A 16,651-nucleotide genomic window follows, 5' to 3' on the forward strand; every position below is an offset into this window, starting at 1 on the left:
CCCGATTTTAACTCCTTGTATGATTAATAGCCACAGTCTTCTCGAAATTGTTGCAAATGAAGCCGACATTTCTTTCGGTAAAAGCTATATATTGTAGGATAAGCACAGCCAAACTCCGTTGCTATTGTGGTAAAATCTTTACCAGATGCCCTGCTTCTCAATATAACTTGACAAGTCAGATCTTTCCGCCCTCGAATGTACTCGTCTAATATCCCATCAGGATTAGTTTCGATCCAACTTTTGACGTGTTCGAGTAATTGAATACATTCGACTGTATGACTGTCATCCTCCGCAGGTAAAGTCTCGATTCGAGCGATCGCACTTCCGTCTTCTAAAACAAGTTGTCGATCGTCTCTCCTGCTATTTTCTCGATCTACCCTCACCGCCCAATTTTGCAGCCGTCGCTTCAAATAATAATTGAACCAAGTTATGACGTTACCCCGATCGCGATCGTACTGAGTGCCGGTGCGGGATTCGCACAAATTGCTATATAAAAACTCCCACTGTTCTTGCAAAGCATCTTGATAGTAAGGTGCATTTTCCTTCCAGATCAGACCGGAGTTTGTCATTTTAGTCACAAGCTGATTCAACAAACGTTTTTGCTTCCAAGAATTCGAGGCCTCCTCCCTAATGAGGGTGACAAGGCTGTCTAACTCTTGATAGAGAAGCTTGCGATCGCAATTTCCAGATTTTCCTGAGCCCCCAACAGGATCGGAGTCATCGGATAAGTGGTCTTCCCCCTCAGAGGGGTGGGATTGATCGTTCATAGTTAAGTGCGATCGCAACTTTGTTCCTACATTTATTTATCAGGATAAGTTGGGGAAATTTTTGCAAAATTCTGAAAGTTTTTTTGAGTGAATGGTTGAAAGTCTTGCTATGTGGTGGATTGGGCTGTGTAGATAAATATGAATTTTTGTTAAAACTAACACACCCTGGGTCAGAAACCGGGTTTTTTTACGAAATACTCGGTCATACAGCTAAATTTGGTAAAAAACCCGGTTTCTTTGGCGGAGTCCCTAAGCAATCGATCGCCCCTAAAACCCTACAACACTTGTCATTGCGTAATTTCACCAGTATTTGCAGAACTTTACAAAAAAAACTTGAGATTTTTGCATAAAAACACCGAGCTCACCCTGATAAGTAAACAGGAACAACAAAAAGGCTTGAGGGGCGATCGGGATTATTCGTCAGTCCCGCAGTCCGCCGGGGGTTCAAACCCCCGTCTCATAGCGAAAGTCGTCTGAAGACGACTGAAGAGGTTTTATTTAGTCCTCTTTCAGAGGACTTTCGCTATGAGGCAGGGAATTGATTCCCTGCCGGATCGTGGGGAAAGCGCATAGTTTGCGATCGCCCCTAAAACCCCCAAACACACGTTGTTCCGTACTTTCACCAGTGTTCACAAAACTTTACAAAAAAATCCGTAGAGTTTTGCATAAAACCACTGAGTTCACCCTGATAAGTAAACAGAAGGGAAATTACGAAGTTCATCGCACTTGTTGAGATTTATTCAAAAGTCGCATCGCCCGTAACTTCCCGATCGCACATCGCATTTCGCGAGACTTCAGTTTGGGTAAATGACGGATATACGGCAGTTCGAGAGTGCATAAGTGCATAAGTGCGATCGCCCCCATTGTCTTGGAAACAATTACTGAAAAATCTTATTTTTTAAGTGAATCTTGACAGAACGGATTAACATGAAGTATTCTATAGAGAGGTTAGGCTTTTTTCCCGCATCTGCAAATTAATAATAAGTTAGCCTGCTTCGATTCAGGGTTAGGGCGTAGCAAAAGGTAATCTGTCTGGTGTGAAGTTTTTGTGATCGTGACGCTACTTGCGTGGGCATTATTGCTACAGAAGGTTTGTTAATGTTTGTTATTAAAGTTTGAAAAAAAATTGGTCAGGTCAGAGGTGTATTTACTACAATATTTAAGTAGTTAAGGAATGGAGAACAAATATGCCTCGCTAAGTTAATCGCAATTACAAAAAGCAGATGTGAGGGTCACTTAAATCTCTCACCTCTGCTGTTAGTGGAAAAGACGTAGATCGATTCTTTATCAAGAAATGTCTAAGATCACCTACCCAAAGCGGAGTTATTTTAACTAATGCGAGATAGAGCAAAAATTTATGATGACCTTCTACAAGTCCAAGCTCGTGTAACATTTCCTCTTGAACATCCGTTGTACCAGTTCAAAATCTGGGAACAGTCTAGGAAAGTTCTGGACTTAGGATGTGGAAACGCATTTTATGCAAAAATGCTTCTTGATGATTACCCTGACAAGGTATTTACCTGTATTGAGAAAGATGAAGCAATGGCTAGTATTGCTCGTGAACGATACAAAGGAATTGGATTAGAAGTTATTACTGGAAGTTATGATGCTCTTTCTGGCGACTTTGAGTTTGATTTCTTACTGCTACGCCATGTGACTAGCTATCTTCCAGATCGCAAAGCTTTTTTCAAATGGGTTAAAGAACATGCAGCTTCAACGGCGGGAATTTTGATCATAGATGCTGATGACGAGCATTTCCTTATAAAGCCTAATTTACCTATATTTCTTGGAGGATTGGGAAAATTTCGAGAGAAAGTTAACAACGACGGTGGACAAAGAGATGTTAGGAAAGACATCCAAGGAGAGTTAGCTGAAATCGGGTTTCAGCATATTGAGACACAAAGGATAATCGCTAACAGTAAGATCCCGAACACAAAAGAGCTAACACATCTATATATGTGTTTAGTGGCTGAACTAGATATTGGCTCACCTCTGCCACAAGAGCTTGCAGCAGAGTTATACTTATGGGCGTTGGATCCTCGATCCTATATTCAGTATGGGTTATTCGGTTCACTATTTGTCATGAACTATGACAATTTTGAGGATAAAAGGATATTTCAGGAAGTCTAGTTTAGCAGTGATGAAAAAGATGACTATTAAATTTGCCAGCAACGTTGCTGAAGGAACCTATATTGAGACTCAAGCTGGACCAATCTTCACCAGAACGTTTGGGCATGGAAAACCTCTAATTATTATTCATGGAGGACCAGGGCTAGAACATTCGTACTTGGTGAAATGGCTGGCTCCTCTTGCTGACAAAAGGCAACTAATTTTTTACGATCAGTGTGGATGCGGACATGACAAAACACCAATTTCTCGTGTGTCTGCCTCTCTTATGGTTGATCAACTAATGTTTTTGATCGAATCCTTACATCTTAATTCGGATGTTGGATTCTTTAGTCATTCATGGGGCGATTACATTGTATTGTCTTTGTTAGAGCGGTATAACTCAGTTCATGTTAGAGAAGCGATCTTTGCTAATCCAATGGGATTGACAGCAGATCGTTTTGAAGAGTCTGGGCAACGTCTCATGACGCGAGTTCCTGAACAGATTATGACTAAACTTGAAGAACTAAGCTCACAAGAAGATATTGAGCCAGCTTCTGCCATTATGGATCTTTTGCTACCTTACTATGTAGGTTCTTCGGCTTCTGTTCCGGATGTTGAGTTCTTTTCCTACAGCAATCCAGTTTATGAAAAGGTGGTTGAATCGCTTGGGAGTTTTGACGTTCGAGATCAATGTTCCTACCTGCCAGAAAAGACCCTTGTGGTGTATGGCTCAGAAGATTTTGAAACTCCAGATGGCAGTCCGGAGCTACAGAGACCAAGCACAAAAGTTCATATCATTCCTGAAGTTGGTCATTTTTCCTTTGCAGAAGCGCCAGATATTTTCTTAAAAACTGTGTCTGATTTTCTCTAAAGCTAATGTTAAAGACCGTTGCAGTAGTAGTAGGTATATCTAGTTACCAGTCTAAGTTGTTTGGCAAACTTCCTGGTGCTGCTGCTGATGCTCGAAGAGTCGTAAAAGCGTTGGTCTCTTGGGGTATTCCTTTAAGCAGGATATGCCTTCTCACCGACGAAACAGCGACAAAAAGAGAAATTCTAAAAGCACTGCGCGTTTGGATTCTGCAAAAAGCCAGCAAAAATGTTCGCGTATTAATCTTTTATGCTGGTCACGGCTCTAGAGTTCAAGAAGAAGGTACACTTCCATGTTCGGTATTACTGCCTTATGATGTTGAACCTGCTGATCGTGTGGGCACAGGAATCACTTTATCTGAACTAATAAGTGCCATAGCTAGAGTAAAACCCCAAGAGGCTTATCTTTTCCTAGACGCATGTTCTCTGCGAATAGATGTTATGGAGAATGTTCTTCCCGCCCAAATGCCAGATGCGGATGTTTTATACACATCAGGTTCTCAAGTTTTGTTCTGTATGGTTGCCTCTGGACTACATAGCGCCTATGAAAGTTCTCAAACATCATCGGGATTCTTTACCAGAAGTGTTCTAACTCAGATTGCCAAGCTACGTTCTCAACCTAAAAGTTCTGCTGTACTAGCAATTGCAATAGAAAAGGATCTTGAAGCACAAGGACTTCCGAAACCAGAATGCTATTTGATAGGTAATCAGAGTAGTTGGCTGTTATCTAATATTGAAATGGAAGAACCTGAAGATAATAGCTATTTTCAGGCTTCTAATATTATTCTTAGGCAAAGACTGCTTGCTTCTCTGCAAGATAAAATCATTGTTCATAATGGTCAGCCTATCTGGTTATATGGAAAATCAGGGTTAGGAAAAACTACGCTGATACAACAGCTAAAAAATAAAATAACTCACTGTATATATTGCTCTGTCCCCAACTTTGGAGAAAACCTTTTTTTCGATATAAAATCACACTTATCTGGGGAGATTGTTGAACAATTACCCTATCTTTTTCCATCAGGAAGACCGCCAGCAGGCGATATTGAAAACACTTTCAAATATCTTGCTGACCATCTTCCAGGCAGCTTACTTGCAATAGATCACCTTGAACGTTTATCAAGTGATCTAGTATTTCAACTTGTGGAAGAACTTAATTCCACATCACTAGATGTAATTTTAGTTAGTCAAAACCCTCCATTACCCAACCTTAATGTTTATCCTTGGCTTTGTCCAACACTCTCTATAGATGAGATTAATTTATTTTGTCGTCAATATGATACTTCTGGTTTTTCGGCAACATACCTTCAAGCGATAACCGGAGGACTACCTTTAGATCTTCGGAAATTTCTATCTACCGAGACGGGTTCACAAGATGGATTCACTGAAGCAACAAAATCTCCCAAAATGCGTCGCTCTATGGTTGCTGTAGCTCTCAGTGGAGGCTATGTAGACGAACAGTTATTTCGAGAGATATTTAATTTAAATTTAGAAGAAATGACACTCTTAGAAGAAATGGGGATGATTTATTTCTCAGATGATCACTATCTTCCTCATGATTCATTAATTGCTATAAGCTCTGAGTTAAGAATCTCAGTTGAAGTAAACACTATTCAGCATTATTGGTGTGAACAGGTACTCAGCACTCCGCAAAACTTGTGGGCGTGCCAAATGCTGATTAACACTTTTCTCCAAAACGATTGTGATTGTGATGGTGATTGGGATGAATCATTGCTAACAGCATTACGTGCTATGGTTAGAATTCGTAACTGGTTAGCTGTTGAATCTGTCGGGAAAAAGCTCTTACAAGTTTATGCAAAACCCTCAAAATCAATTATTTACATTGCCGAAGAACTTATTCATATAGCGCGATATGATGTAGTTGATACTATTACAAAATCACTGAGAGATATTAACTTGGACTTTGAAAATTTCGTACGAGTCTCGCTTATTGAAAGTGAACGAGAGTTTTGGTATGGAAACTATGAAAGCTCGATAGCATTATCCGAGAATGTTGTTCATCAGATAACAAGCCAAAATCTAAAAGACCGCGCAAATGTAAATATGGGAATTGCTCATTTTTTTAAGGGTGAGTGGGCTAAAGCAATTAATCATTTATCATTGGCTAATGACCACAGTGTCGCGGAACCTCGAACTCTCGGATGGTCGCGGATAATATTGGGGACTATTTTAGGCTTGCGCGGAACAAATATTACTGAAGGACTTAGTCTTCTACAATCTTCTATTCGACTTCTTGAGCAGATAGGAGATGATGTAGGAGTTGCAATAGCTTGGAATAACTTAGGAGAGATTACTTGGAAATTGAAAGAATATAGGTCTGCCTTAGCATATCTATCGATGGGACAGAAGCTTGCAGAATCTGTTGATGATAGAGCAACTCAACTTGAAATTATTAGAAACTTAGTGCATGTTAGATTACGTCTTAATGGAGTTTACAGCCCCGAACTAGAAGAAGTTATTAATCGACTTAAAAGTTTTCTATCGGAGATTCAAGATCCTACAGAGCAAATGCAAGCATGGAACACCTTAGCCAGTGTGGCGGCTTATAGAGGTGATTTAAAGTCCTTAGAAGAGATGATCCAAAAAGCCCACCCATTCACCAGAGATAATTGCGAGTATCATATTTATACATTGGCTAACCAAGCCTTATTGGAAGCCCTATTACAAAACACAGGAAAATCTCTTGAATACTTAAAGGAAGCATTGAATCTTGCTCAGCAAGGTCAAAATTATCTAGCAATTAGCCAAATAAAAGACGATGTAAAGAATATTATGGCTAGTAGGAAAATACCTTCTTTGAATGCGTTGTATCAATTCGCACAAAGCGTGGTTGATCAGTGCGACAGTGCGAGTTAAAATATTTTCAGCAGATTTGTAGAATATCCCTAAAAGAGAGGTTGAGTAATGGAAGTCAAAATCGCAGTCTTAGCAGCCAATAGTGCAGTGGCTGATGTTACCTTAGCTCAACTACTTGACGAAGCCTCAGCCATTGAGGGTGTAGACGTGCGAGGAGCGGAACAGTCTTCTGAAGAGGGAAAAATTGCTCGATTCGGACTTATGGAGCTTTTGGCAACTTTTATAACTTCCGCTGCTGCTTACCAACTAGCGCTAGCTGTTCGTGATGTTGCACAGAAGCAATCTGTTGAAATTGTTCTCACTGAATCTAGTGGTAGAACTATGACAATCTCAGCAAAAGGTGGAGATCCGGCATCAGCTTCTGAGATCGTAGGGTTTCTGATGCAACAATCGGAAAAAATTGGTAGCATCCAACTTGGCTCTGCTGAAGTAATTGAGGGTGAAGTGCAAGAAGTCCCGAAGCTGCCGGAGTAATCTTGTCATATTAGCAACTCGACGGTGGCGAAGATAACGACAGCCTGTTAGGAGAAGCCGGTCGCGATATTCTCGCTGGCAACAGTGGTGACGACATCCTGGACGGCGGCACCGAAAACGATACACTCTCCGGCAATGACGGCAGTGATAAATTATACGGCCGCCAAGGCAATGACTTCTTAGAAGGCAATGACGACAACGACCAATTGTGGGGTGGCGATAACGACGATACGCTGTTAGGACAAACCGGAGATGACCAACTGTGGGGCGAATCGGGCAATGACAGCCTGGATGGTGGCGAAGGAGCCGATCGCCTTTTCGGTCAAATCGGCAAAGATACCCTCTCCGGTAACAATGGCGACGACTACTTAGAAGGTGGTGCAGACGACGATAGCATGACTGGAGGTGATGGGCGCGATCGCATTTTCGGAAATGACGGCAACGACTTCGCCGACGGCAACAGCGGCGACGACTACATCGACGGCGGCGCGAACAACGATACCTTAGCAGGTGGTGAAGGGGACGATCGCATATTCGGTCAATCCGGCAACGACAGCATCGAAGGCAACGACGACAACGACTTCATCGATGCAGGCACCGGCAATGACACCCTGTGGGGCAACGACGGCGACGACGAACTCTACGGCCGCGAAGACCGAGATTTCATCGACGGCGGCCGTGGCAACGACCAAATCTACGGCGGAGACGCAGCCGACACTCTCCTCGGACAAGTTGGAGACGACAACATCGATGGTGGTTCCGGTGGCGACTTGATTTCCGGCAACGACGGCAGCGACAACATCTGGGCCCAAGCAGGCGACGACTCGATTTACGGCGGCGCTGGCAACGACAACATTTGGGGCAACGAAGACGATGACCTAATTTTTGGAGAAGCAGGCCAAGATAAAATTGACGGCGGTTCCGGCTACGACACCATCGACGGTGGCGCTGGCAACGACGAACTGTTCGGCGGTACGGGCAACGACCAATTATTGGGAGGCGCGGGCAACGACAAAATTGACGGCAGCATCGATGACGACAAACTGTTCGGAGGTGCCGGCAACGACTTGATGTTTGGCAGTCAAGGGCAAGACACGATTTTGGGCGAAGTCGGCGAAGACACCCTCTACGGTGGCGATGAAACCGACATGATGGACGGCGGCGCGAGTAACGACATGGTTTTCGGCGACTCCGGCGACGACACGCTGACAGGCGACTCCGGCGATGACACTCTCACCGGTGGCGGTGGCAACGACTTCATGGGCGGAGGCAACGGCGACGACTTGATGTTCGGCGAATGCGACAACGACACGATGCTGGGAGGCGCTGGTAAGGACACTCTCGACGGCGGTTGCGGCAACGACTTGCTAACCGGAGAAGCCGGCAGCGACAACCTCTTGGGCAACGAAGGCGATGACAGTCTCGACGGCGGCAGCAGCGATGACACCCTCGACGGTGGCAACGGCAACGACTTCTTAAACGGTAACAGCGGCAACGATAGCCTCAACGGCAACGATGGCGATGACAGCGTTTACGGCGGCGAAGGAAACAACGTACTCAAGGGCGGAAACGGTCAAGATACGTTGATTGGTGGCAGCAGTTCCGACATATTTGTACTATCGCCAAGTTCGGGATTAGATCATATATTCTACTTCCAGGGCGATCGGGATTACCTCGGACTCTCACAAGACCTCACTTTTGACCAATTGCAAATCGTTCAAGGCGGCGAAAATTATACTAACGATGCCTTGATTAGCATCGCAGGCACCGGCGAACATTTAGCTTGGTTGAAAGATACTCAAGCCAAAACAGTTGACAGTTCTCGCTTTGTCTCAATCACTCCCGGAGGTGCGCTTCCCGCAGCTTTCAATACACCATTGAATATCGACATTTTGACTGGTCAACCAGTTGATAGTGATGATATTTTACAATCAATTGGTAGCGGTTCTAGCACTAGCTTATCCAGCGCTACTCCTGCATCGATTAGTCTGCCAAACAGCACGACTGCTGCATCGATTAGTCTGTCAACTGCCACGACTACCGCAGCAGCAAGTCTCAGCCTGCCATTAACAACAGGTACGACTCCAGCTACTGCAACTGCACCAATTAGTCTATCAACTAGCACGACTTCGGCAGCAGCAAGTCTCAGTTTGCAACCATTGACAACAGTTACTAATCCAGTTACTGCAATAGCAACTTCTGCCAAAACTACCACCAATGACATCTTGCTAAATGGTGGTTCAATTCCAACCATGAACAGTTTTAGTGGCATGGATGATGACATTCTCATCTACGACACAAAGAGCTTGTTGACTTCTCTCACCAGCGCTCAAAGTCAGCCAATTCTGCCTTTGCAAGCGGCGAGTGTTAATAGTTCAATTATCCCAACTGCGAATGCTGCTAAGGACAACAGCCTCTTAATTACTCCGGCTGCAAGTCCGATTAACCCGCTAGCTAATAGCGATTTGACTGGCATTTCTAGCGTCAAGTAATTGTCGATTCGGTTGAAATCGAATACATTAAAAACCCGGTTTCTTCAAGAAGCCGGGTTTTTTGCAGTTTTTGCGGTTTGTAATATCAAATCCGGGTTAGCTATTGTCGCGATCGAGGGTATGGTGCATTGCTCATTATCACTGGATATTCAAATACTCACATTTGAGCTGTTCAATTTTAGATAGCAATGTTAACGGCCAAACAATCCCCTTAGAGCACCAATAGCTGTACCCACTATTCCACCAGCAACGAAGCCCACTGATGCAGCAACTTCCTTACCTAAATTGCTGCCCGTTAATCGGTCTACAACAGTACCAACTGCCAAACCAACTTTTTCACCAATCTCAGCCCCTTTTGCCGCGCCTTCAGCAACTTTGCTAAACCAACTTTTTGCACGAGGTACAAACTCAGGTGTATCGTCAATATCGTCTTGAGTTACTTCGATGGCAGGAGGGCGCGCTTCACTAAAATCTTCCGGAAGTTCTCGATGTGCAGTTTTTGAATTAGATTCACTGAGATGTACATGGACACTACTATGAATATAGTTATCCTGACGTGGCTGCTTATCCTGACGTGGTTGTGAATCTTCCTCAGGCGAGGTTGTTTTAGACCTAGATTCATCAATCTTCAAGCCTCTCCAATTAGTTATTTCAAATAAAAAACCATCTAATCCCTCCTCTGATATCCGAACAAATGTCTTAACGAATAAGCGACCAAGCCACAGCTTACCATCGGGAGTCCTAGGCAACTTATTGCTCACGGCTACGGATGGAATTGTTGAAGCAATCTCTTTCCCAGCCGACCTTGCGATTTCTTCATGGAGTAAGCGTGTTCTTTCGGTAAGGTAGCGAGAGAAATTCTCAGGCTCAACTTTGTCAGCTCGCGTAAAAATGATCACTGCTCTTTTCCAGATATCTTTACCAAAAGCAGTCGTGGTATGTCGAATAGTATCAATCTCATCAGTCCTGACACGATTATCGTCTAGTAAAGTTACAAACCAAAGACAGTCGATTGGTTCAGTGATTTTAGAGTTAATCAACTCAAGGTATTTTGCATTACTCCCATCGGCATCACACAATCCGGGCGTATCATATACAACATACGGAATCGTAGCACTTGTAGGCGAAGTGTATGCTTTGACAACTTTTGTCTCAGCCTCAAATTCTCCAACGGGTGCAACCTCTCGTCCCATCAAAGAATTAATCGTACTCGATTTTCCAACACCTGTTCTTCCCACCAAGAGAAATGAAAATCCTCTGTCCTTTGCTCTCTCTTGTATTTGAGAAAACTGATCTGTCCCTAGAGTTGTTGCAGGTGTTTCCTCACTAAATACAACATATGAGTCCCGAATAAATTGCTCGATTCGATCTTTATCACTCTTGAAAGCCAATCTTGCGGCCACAGCAATTTGGGCAAAATCATCTTGATTGATATATTTAAGCCATTTTTCAAAGTCTTCTCGAAGTAAAAAATAAATTCCATCTTGCGGAATTCGTTCGCAAATTTTTACTAGCTGTTCAGGAGACCCTGCCTGCTCACCATTACGAAAAATGAATGGATGATAGTTACCTTGCGTAAAAATAGACACCATATATCTCTGCGATACCATTTTACAAACTTTTCATACGACTTAAAACACAAGACTGAAAGATTAATTAAGATGCACTTTTATACAATTCTTCGCTGAATACCAATTATTGGTTTAACTTATAATTTTACGGCATCTGCGGTACAATTACATTTTTAGTTGGCTTATCCCGCATATCTGCGGTTTAAACTCCGAACATTCTCAACAGCTTGTTGTCTGCTTTGATGTTAACTCAAAAAATAAACCACTCCGATCGCCCTGTCGGCAAGAAAAAGTGACACGATCTTGTAAACTTACGTAAATTACCTCGATCGATTTGAGATTTGAGGTTGACGATCCTTATACTCGGAGTTAGGGATTTTTCAGATATTTTTCTACTATAGCTGGTTTAAGAGTTCTGTGGGCGAGTAAATGGGGAGGTTGCTACCAATGAAGTCTTTCCGATCGCGCGTGACGATCGCATCGAGTCGATCGAGTGTCGCGCAGGCGAGTTGGATGCTGTCTTCAAAGTCTTTCAGACCAAGGCCCAGAGCAGTTTCGACGGTTTGGCGATCGACAGCACAAAATCTCAGTCCAGTTAGTAGCCGATGAATGGCAGCAAGGGCGACTTCACGACCTTCGGTTTTGCGGATGATGTAGAAAATATTGGTGATGGTAGTTGCGGCGATATAGCCTTCCAAGTTGCCCCGTTCAATTTGCTCGAAAAGGGCGATCGCACTCTCGACAAAGGGTTCCCGTTCCAAGATTCAGTCCAGGACGATGTTGGTATCGATGAGAATTTTCACGGGATGGCTTACTGGTATTTTTGGGTGAGATAGTCGCTATATTCTGTTTGCAGTTCATCATCGCTAGGGGCTGACCCAGAATGTTTGGCGATGCCCCGAAGTCCGGTGAGGGTGCCAGGAGGGATAGCCTGTTGAGGAGTGGCGAGTTGTTTTTGCTGGAGAAATTCAGCGAAGTGGAGGACTTCGTTGATTTGGCTTTCTGGGAAAGTTTGGATCAGTTGATAGAGTCTTTCGGTGGCTGTCATGGCTTTTAGAGAGTGGGTGGGCTTTATCGTCTCCTAACACAACTTTGGCATCTTACTCCGATCGCCCTGTCGGCAAGAAAAACTGACACGATCTTGTAAACTTACGCAATTTTAATAGCTTCGATCGCGCGTACTTGCAACCTTGACGACAGCTACAACTCATCGATCGTCACCAACCCACCTTCTGTAAACTGAATAACAAGTTCTTGCTCATCCAGCAAGGCAGTTCCCAGTAAAGGTCGCCTTCCTGTCGCAAGGACAAGGACTTCTCGCTCTTCACCATCCCAAAGGACGATCGCTTCGTGAATTGGTAGCAAGACTTCACTATTATCTGCCAAATTTGCGGGAATATCGTGTCTAAAGGTTAAGCCCATCAATAAAACAGCTTCTAGAGGAAGACATAATTCCCCAGTGAAGCCTGTATCTATCACAAACTCAATAGGGATGCTTGAGCCATTCGATAGCAAGAAAGTCAGCGTTACTGTTGCGTGTCTATTTGTCACAATCCCTGAAATCACTTGTATACACGCTCCATGACACCACCAAATGAGACAGCAACGTTATATCCAATACGAATACCAAAGAGTCGAGCATTTGGGTGCTTCTTGCTGAGGTTACGAGATGCTTGCAATCCAGTTTTATCGACTTCATAATCACCTGTCTCAATGTCGATGATTACCATCTTGCCGATGTTCTCTTCCACTTCTACCTTTTCGCGGATGGTGCTTTCATACAATTGCTTGGCACGTTTCGCAACTTCTTCACGGCTTAAAAGGATTGCTTGCATAGGTTGACTCCCAGGCTTTTCTGTGAATCCTTCAATTATAGCGCACGCACAAACAGGGCGATCCTTGCGCGGTTAATTCAGTAAAATTGTTTTATTTTCCGACAAGCAGCTCTAACCCATAATAAGATGTAACCGGAAAAAGCTATTACACTTGTGATGAGAAAAAAAGGAAAAACCGATGAACCAATATCAATTAACACCCGCCAAATACCACCACGTACAAGTAGTTGTTTCCCTAAACCGCGTTCACTTAGACAACTATCAAACCCCTGATGAGGCTCTAACAAAACTAATCGAACTCGGTTACAGTCCAGAACTACGCTATCAATGGAATCCAGAACGCAACGAATTCGATTTGTACGCCCTAATTCACGACTTGCCACTGGAAAAATCGCTAATGACCGATGAAAAGTGTCAGGAGTTTTTCCAGCATTTCAAACACAGTCAAATATATGCGATCGGATGCGGTAACGCTGACCCAGATTGGCTGTTTGCTTGGGATTTTGATGACCCACGCCGTCACGCTAAGCCAGAAGAAATTGAACCTTTACCAGCAGCTACGGCAGCTTAAATCATGAACTAGGTGCGTGAGGCTTCAGAAACCGGGTTTCTGCGTAAAATCTGGTGAGGATGTGAAAAATCTCAGAGAAACCCGGTTTCTTAGACCAAGCGACGCACCCCAACCAAAGAAACCGGGTTTTCCCCAAATTTTTCGACTGCGACGAAGTTTTGGCAAAAAAACCCGGTTTCTGAAACTAAGGTTGGATCGCATTTGTAGGAGAATTCCTGAAGGATTGCCTGTATATATTGAATTCCGATCGCCCTGCTTTTCCGTGATGTTCTGTATCATAACGCACGGACAAGCACGGCGATCCTAGTCCGGTTAATTTACTAAATTTATTTTATTTCCCAAAAATCCACTCAAAACATAATCTGTTACCGGAAAAACCTATGACACCTTAGAATATTAACTATCGACTGAAGCAAAATTGGATATTTTATATATCCAACATACAGCCACCTCGATCTCTTTTGTTATCATCTTCTCTGTTGTCTAACATCAATTAATTTTACTATGGTAGATTTCTTAAACCTAACTCCCGGAGCCGATGCCTTTCAAATTCCTGTTAGCGGACTTGCCAACGGTTTGTTAGGCGTTATCGGTTTGGGGGGAAACGATACGATTCAAGGTTCGCCAGTTGCCGATCGCATTTTTGGCAATCGCGGCGCAGATCGACTTTTCGGACAAGATGGCGCAGATACGATTCGCGGCGGTGCCGGTAGCGACGAACTCGCGGGCGGCCGCGGAAATGACCTGCTAATCGGCGATCGCGGTGACGATTGGCTGCGCGGTGGTACGGGCGATGATGAGTTGCAGGGCGGATTGGGGGCTGATGTTCTCATTGGCGGAACGGGGCGCGATCGCTTGTTGGGCGGGCCGGGAGCCGATGTGTTTGCGATCGCACCGGATGCAACAGTCCTCACAGTCGATGGTGCCGATCGCATCCTAGATTTTAACCCGCTGGCGGGAGATGCGATCGCACTCACCGATGGCTTGACGGGCGATCGACTGCTTCTCGAAGCCAGCGGCAACGACACAGTGCTGCGGTTGCGCGATAACAACCGTATTTTGGCTGTAGCAGAGGGAGTCAAGCCGGCAGAAATTCGCGATCGCATCGTACCTCTGGCAAGCGCGATCGATAATGTGAGTGTTGGCGCGCGCAATTTAGGCGGGGGAAGTGGTGAAACTCAGGTGACAGGTAGTTTGGGCAAGGCCAACCGCCAGGATATTTACGGTCTAGATCTCGATCGCGCCACGACTGTAGATTTGAGCTTAAACGGTTGGCAAAACTCGGCAGATGTGGACTTAGCCGTGATGCAGGATTTGAATGGAGATGGAGATTTAGCAGCAGATGAAGCGATCGCATCCTCCGAACAAACTAACAGCAATTCCGAATCAATTCGATCGCTGACGCTAACTCCCGGCCAGTATTTCGTGCGAGTTAAGCAACAGCCAGCCAGTCAAATTACTGGCAATTCTATTTTGCAACAGGGCGATCGACCTTTAGCAAGTTTCCCGGCGGCTACCTACCAATTGACACTGAACCGGCGATCGGCCTCGGAAGCTGATGCAACTGCCGCCAAAACCCAGCGTGACAGCGAAATGGAAGCTTTTGCGACAGGCATCAAAGCCTATGTCTACGGCTATCCCCTCGTACTGATGGCAACCACCCAAGAAGTGTCAACCGCCGTCGCAGCACCGGATGGAGCCGGCCGCGCGCCGATAAACGAGTTCGCCCACGTGCGACAGTTTCCCAATCCATCATTCAAAGATGTTGTCGCACCGAATGTCGATACTCTCTACTCAACGGCTTGGTTGGATTTAACCAAAGAGCCGATCGTCTTGCAGAGGCCGGATATGACGGGACGCTATTACCTGATGCCGACTCTGGATGGTTGGACGAACGTATTTGATTCTCCGGGTAATCGGACAACTGGGACTACGGCAGGGGCTGCTGCGATCGTTGGGCCCAACTGGCAGGGAACTTTACCCTCGGATCTGGGTGAAGTGCGATCGCCCACAAATCTAGCTTGGATCGTCGGGCGCACCCGCGTCGATGGCGTCGCCGACATTCCAAATGTAACAGCAATTCAGGACAAATACCGCTTGATACCTTTAAGCAAGTGGGTTAGTGGCAATATTCCGCCCGCACCTGCAACTGTTCCGGCTCCTCCGGGAACAACTCCGCCGCCACCGGTTCAAGTTGCCGGCTTGTCAGCAGATAGCTTCTATACCAAGTTAAACCAACTGATGAAGAGCAATCCGCCGACAGCAGATGATGCACCTTTGGTAGGGACTTTTGAGCCTTTTGGCTTGACACCAAGTCAAACGTTTGATTTTGATGCTCTATCTTTGGCCGCAGCGCGAGGTTTTGAAAGGGCTGTACCCGCAGCACAAAAGATTATTTCGACAGCGGCTAGCGGTGAAAGCGATGCTGTTGAGGGTTGGACGATTTCTCGCGGTTTGGGCGACTATGGGACGGAATACTTGAAGCGGGCTGTGGTTGGCTTGGTAGGTTTGGGTGCGAATTTGGATGCTGATGCGCTATACCCGACAGCTTACAGCGATCGCGACGGTCAACCGCTCAATGGTACTAACAAATATGTACTGAGGTTTGGGCCGGGAGAATTTCCACCGAGTCAAGCTTTTTGGTCTGTGACTCTGTATGATGGCGATCGCCTGTTGGTCGAAAATCCTTTGGATCGATATGCTTTGGGCGATCGAGATCCGTTGAAGTACAATGCTGACGGTTCCCTGGATATTTACATCCAAAATGCACCGACAGATGCGGCATTGCAGTCGAATTGGTTGCCGGCGCCCGCCGGAGACTTTAACTTGACAATGCGTATTTACTGGCCCGAAGAAGAGGCTCTCAACGGTACTTGGACGCCGCCGGGAGTCCAGCGCGCGTGATATAGCAACCGCCACCGCAGTTAGCACACAAGTCATATCATGTCCCCTCGATTACCATAATAAAAAAGGTTCGTAGTGAGGACTTTAGTCCTTCTTCTGTCAAGGACTAAAGTCCTCACTACGAACCAAATCGAGCATTGCAATCCTTCCTGTTTCCCGATCGTACCGGAATCGATCGATCGTT

General features: G+C 45.0%; 14 protein-coding genes and 1 pseudogene. 9 read left to right on the top strand and 6 right to left on the bottom strand.

Annotation, left to right across the window (positions count from 1 at the left end; all coding sequences use genetic code 11):
• Positions 1 to 23: 23 nt before the first annotated feature.
• Positions 24 to 767 (bottom strand): hypothetical protein, encoded by a 744-nt coding sequence (locus QZW82_RS12945; protein ID WP_293148697.1) that lies wholly within the window; start codon positions 765 to 767, stop codon positions 24 to 26.
• 83 nt (positions 768 to 850) lie between these two features.
• Here QZW82_RS12945 and QZW82_RS12950 point away from each other — a divergent pair, with 83 nt between their 5' ends.
• From QZW82_RS12950 to QZW82_RS12980, 7 genes and pseudogenes are all read left to right on the top strand, one after another.
• Positions 851 to 1,117: a hypothetical protein gene (locus QZW82_RS12950; RefSeq protein ID WP_293148699.1), complete on the top strand. Its 267-nt coding sequence runs from the start codon at positions 851 to 853 to the stop codon at positions 1,115 to 1,117.
• A 985-nt stretch (positions 1,118 to 2,102) separates the two neighbouring features.
• On the top strand, positions 2,103 to 2,897 hold the full coding sequence (locus tag QZW82_RS12955) for a class I SAM-dependent methyltransferase (RefSeq protein ID WP_293148701.1): 795 nt from the start codon (positions 2,103 to 2,105) through the stop codon (positions 2,895 to 2,897).
• A gap of 19 nt (positions 2,898 to 2,916) precedes the next feature.
• A complete protein-coding gene (locus QZW82_RS12960) occupies positions 2,917 to 3,747 on the top strand; it encodes an alpha/beta fold hydrolase (RefSeq protein WP_293148703.1) in 831 nt (276 codons plus the stop codon).
• 5 nt (positions 3,748 to 3,752) lie between these two features.
• Positions 3,753 to 6,620, top strand: a complete 2,868-nt coding sequence (locus tag QZW82_RS12965; RefSeq protein ID WP_293148704.1) for a caspase family protein — start codon at positions 3,753 to 3,755, stop codon at positions 6,618 to 6,620.
• 48 nt (positions 6,621 to 6,668) lie between these two features.
• The gene (locus tag QZW82_RS12970; RefSeq protein WP_293148706.1) at positions 6,669 to 7,094 is read left to right on the top strand and encodes a hypothetical protein; all 426 of its coding nucleotides are present in this window, start codon (positions 6,669 to 6,671) and stop codon (positions 7,092 to 7,094) included.
• 32 nt (positions 7,095 to 7,126) lie between these two features.
• Positions 7,127 to 8,368, top strand: a pseudogene (locus QZW82_RS12975) (calcium-binding protein); the annotation flags it as partial.
• Positions 8,369 to 8,407: 39 nt separating this feature from the next.
• Positions 8,408 to 9,586 carry a calcium-binding protein gene (locus tag QZW82_RS12980; RefSeq protein WP_293148739.1) on the top strand — a complete coding sequence of 393 codons (1,179 nt, stop codon included), beginning with the start codon at positions 8,408 to 8,410 and terminating at the stop codon, positions 9,584 to 9,586.
• Between the two features lie 191 nt (positions 9,587 to 9,777).
• Here QZW82_RS12980 and QZW82_RS12985 read toward each other — a convergent pair whose 3' ends face one another.
• The 5 genes from QZW82_RS12985 to QZW82_RS13005 all read right to left on the bottom strand — a co-directional run bounded on the left by QZW82_RS12985 (position 9,778) and on the right by QZW82_RS13005 (position 12,992).
• Positions 9,778 to 11,178 (bottom strand): GTPase, encoded by a 1,401-nt coding sequence (locus QZW82_RS12985; RefSeq protein WP_293148707.1) that lies wholly within the window; start codon positions 11,176 to 11,178, stop codon positions 9,778 to 9,780.
• A 374-nt stretch (positions 11,179 to 11,552) separates the two neighbouring features.
• Positions 11,553 to 11,918 (bottom strand): PIN domain-containing protein, encoded by a 366-nt coding sequence (locus QZW82_RS12990; RefSeq protein ID WP_293148709.1) that lies wholly within the window; start codon positions 11,916 to 11,918, stop codon positions 11,553 to 11,555.
• 50 nt (positions 11,919 to 11,968) lie between these two features.
• The gene (locus QZW82_RS12995) at positions 11,969 to 12,205 is read right to left on the bottom strand and encodes a DUF2281 domain-containing protein (RefSeq protein ID WP_293148711.1); all 237 of its coding nucleotides are present in this window, start codon (positions 12,203 to 12,205) and stop codon (positions 11,969 to 11,971) included.
• 152 nt (positions 12,206 to 12,357) lie between these two features.
• Positions 12,358 to 12,708, bottom strand: a complete 351-nt coding sequence (locus QZW82_RS13000) for a clan AA aspartic protease (protein ID WP_293148713.1) — start codon at positions 12,706 to 12,708, stop codon at positions 12,358 to 12,360.
• Positions 12,709 to 12,719: 11 nt separating this feature from the next.
• Entirely contained in the window at positions 12,720 to 12,992 is a 273-nt protein-coding gene (locus QZW82_RS13005) for a hypothetical protein (RefSeq protein ID WP_293148715.1), read from the bottom strand.
• 178 nt (positions 12,993 to 13,170) lie between these two features.
• On the opposite strand from QZW82_RS13005, the gene QZW82_RS13010 reads away from it, so the two are divergent.
• Positions 13,171 to 13,563 (top strand): hypothetical protein, encoded by a 393-nt coding sequence (locus QZW82_RS13010; protein WP_293148716.1) that lies wholly within the window; start codon positions 13,171 to 13,173, stop codon positions 13,561 to 13,563.
• Positions 13,564 to 14,067: 504 nt separating this feature from the next.
• On the top strand, positions 14,068 to 16,467 hold the full coding sequence (locus QZW82_RS13015; protein WP_293148718.1) for a DUF1254 domain-containing protein: 2,400 nt from the start codon (positions 14,068 to 14,070) through the stop codon (positions 16,465 to 16,467).
• Positions 16,468 to 16,651: the final 184 nt, after the last annotated feature.

It is taken from the genome of Microcoleus sp. bin48.metabat.b7b8b9.023 (genome assembly GCF_013299185.1).
Classification (GTDB): domain Bacteria; phylum Cyanobacteriota; class Cyanobacteriia; order Cyanobacteriales; family Microcoleaceae; genus Microcoleus.

Bases quoted from the DNA above. Each gene is read 5' to 3' on its own strand.
- QZW82_RS12945 (WP_293148697.1), bottom strand. From the start codon at position 767: ATGAACGATCAATCCCACCCCTCTGAGGGGGAAGACCACTTATCCGAT.
- QZW82_RS12955 (WP_293148701.1), top strand. From the start codon at position 2,103: ATGCGAGATAGAGCAAAAATTTATGATGACCTTCTACAAGTCCAAGCT.
- QZW82_RS12960 (WP_293148703.1), top strand. From the start codon at position 2,917: ATGACTATTAAATTTGCCAGCAACGTTGCTGAAGGAACCTATATTGAG.
- QZW82_RS12965 (WP_293148704.1), top strand. From the start codon at position 3,753: ATGTTAAAGACCGTTGCAGTAGTAGTAGGTATATCTAGTTACCAGTCT.
- QZW82_RS12970 (WP_293148706.1), top strand. From the start codon at position 6,669: ATGGAAGTCAAAATCGCAGTCTTAGCAGCCAATAGTGCAGTGGCTGAT.
- QZW82_RS12980 (WP_293148739.1), top strand. From the start codon at position 8,408: ATGCTGGGAGGCGCTGGTAAGGACACTCTCGACGGCGGTTGCGGCAAC.
- QZW82_RS12985 (WP_293148707.1), bottom strand. From the start codon at position 11,178: ATGGTGTCTATTTTTACGCAAGGTAACTATCATCCATTCATTTTTCGT.
- QZW82_RS12995 (WP_293148711.1), bottom strand. From the start codon at position 12,205: ATGACAGCCACCGAAAGACTCTATCAACTGATCCAAACTTTCCCAGAA.
- QZW82_RS13005 (WP_293148715.1), bottom strand. From the start codon at position 12,992: ATGCAAGCAATCCTTTTAAGCCGTGAAGAAGTTGCGAAACGTGCCAAG.
- QZW82_RS13010 (WP_293148716.1), top strand. From the start codon at position 13,171: ATGAACCAATATCAATTAACACCCGCCAAATACCACCACGTACAAGTA.
- QZW82_RS13015 (WP_293148718.1), top strand. From the start codon at position 14,068: ATGGTAGATTTCTTAAACCTAACTCCCGGAGCCGATGCCTTTCAAATT.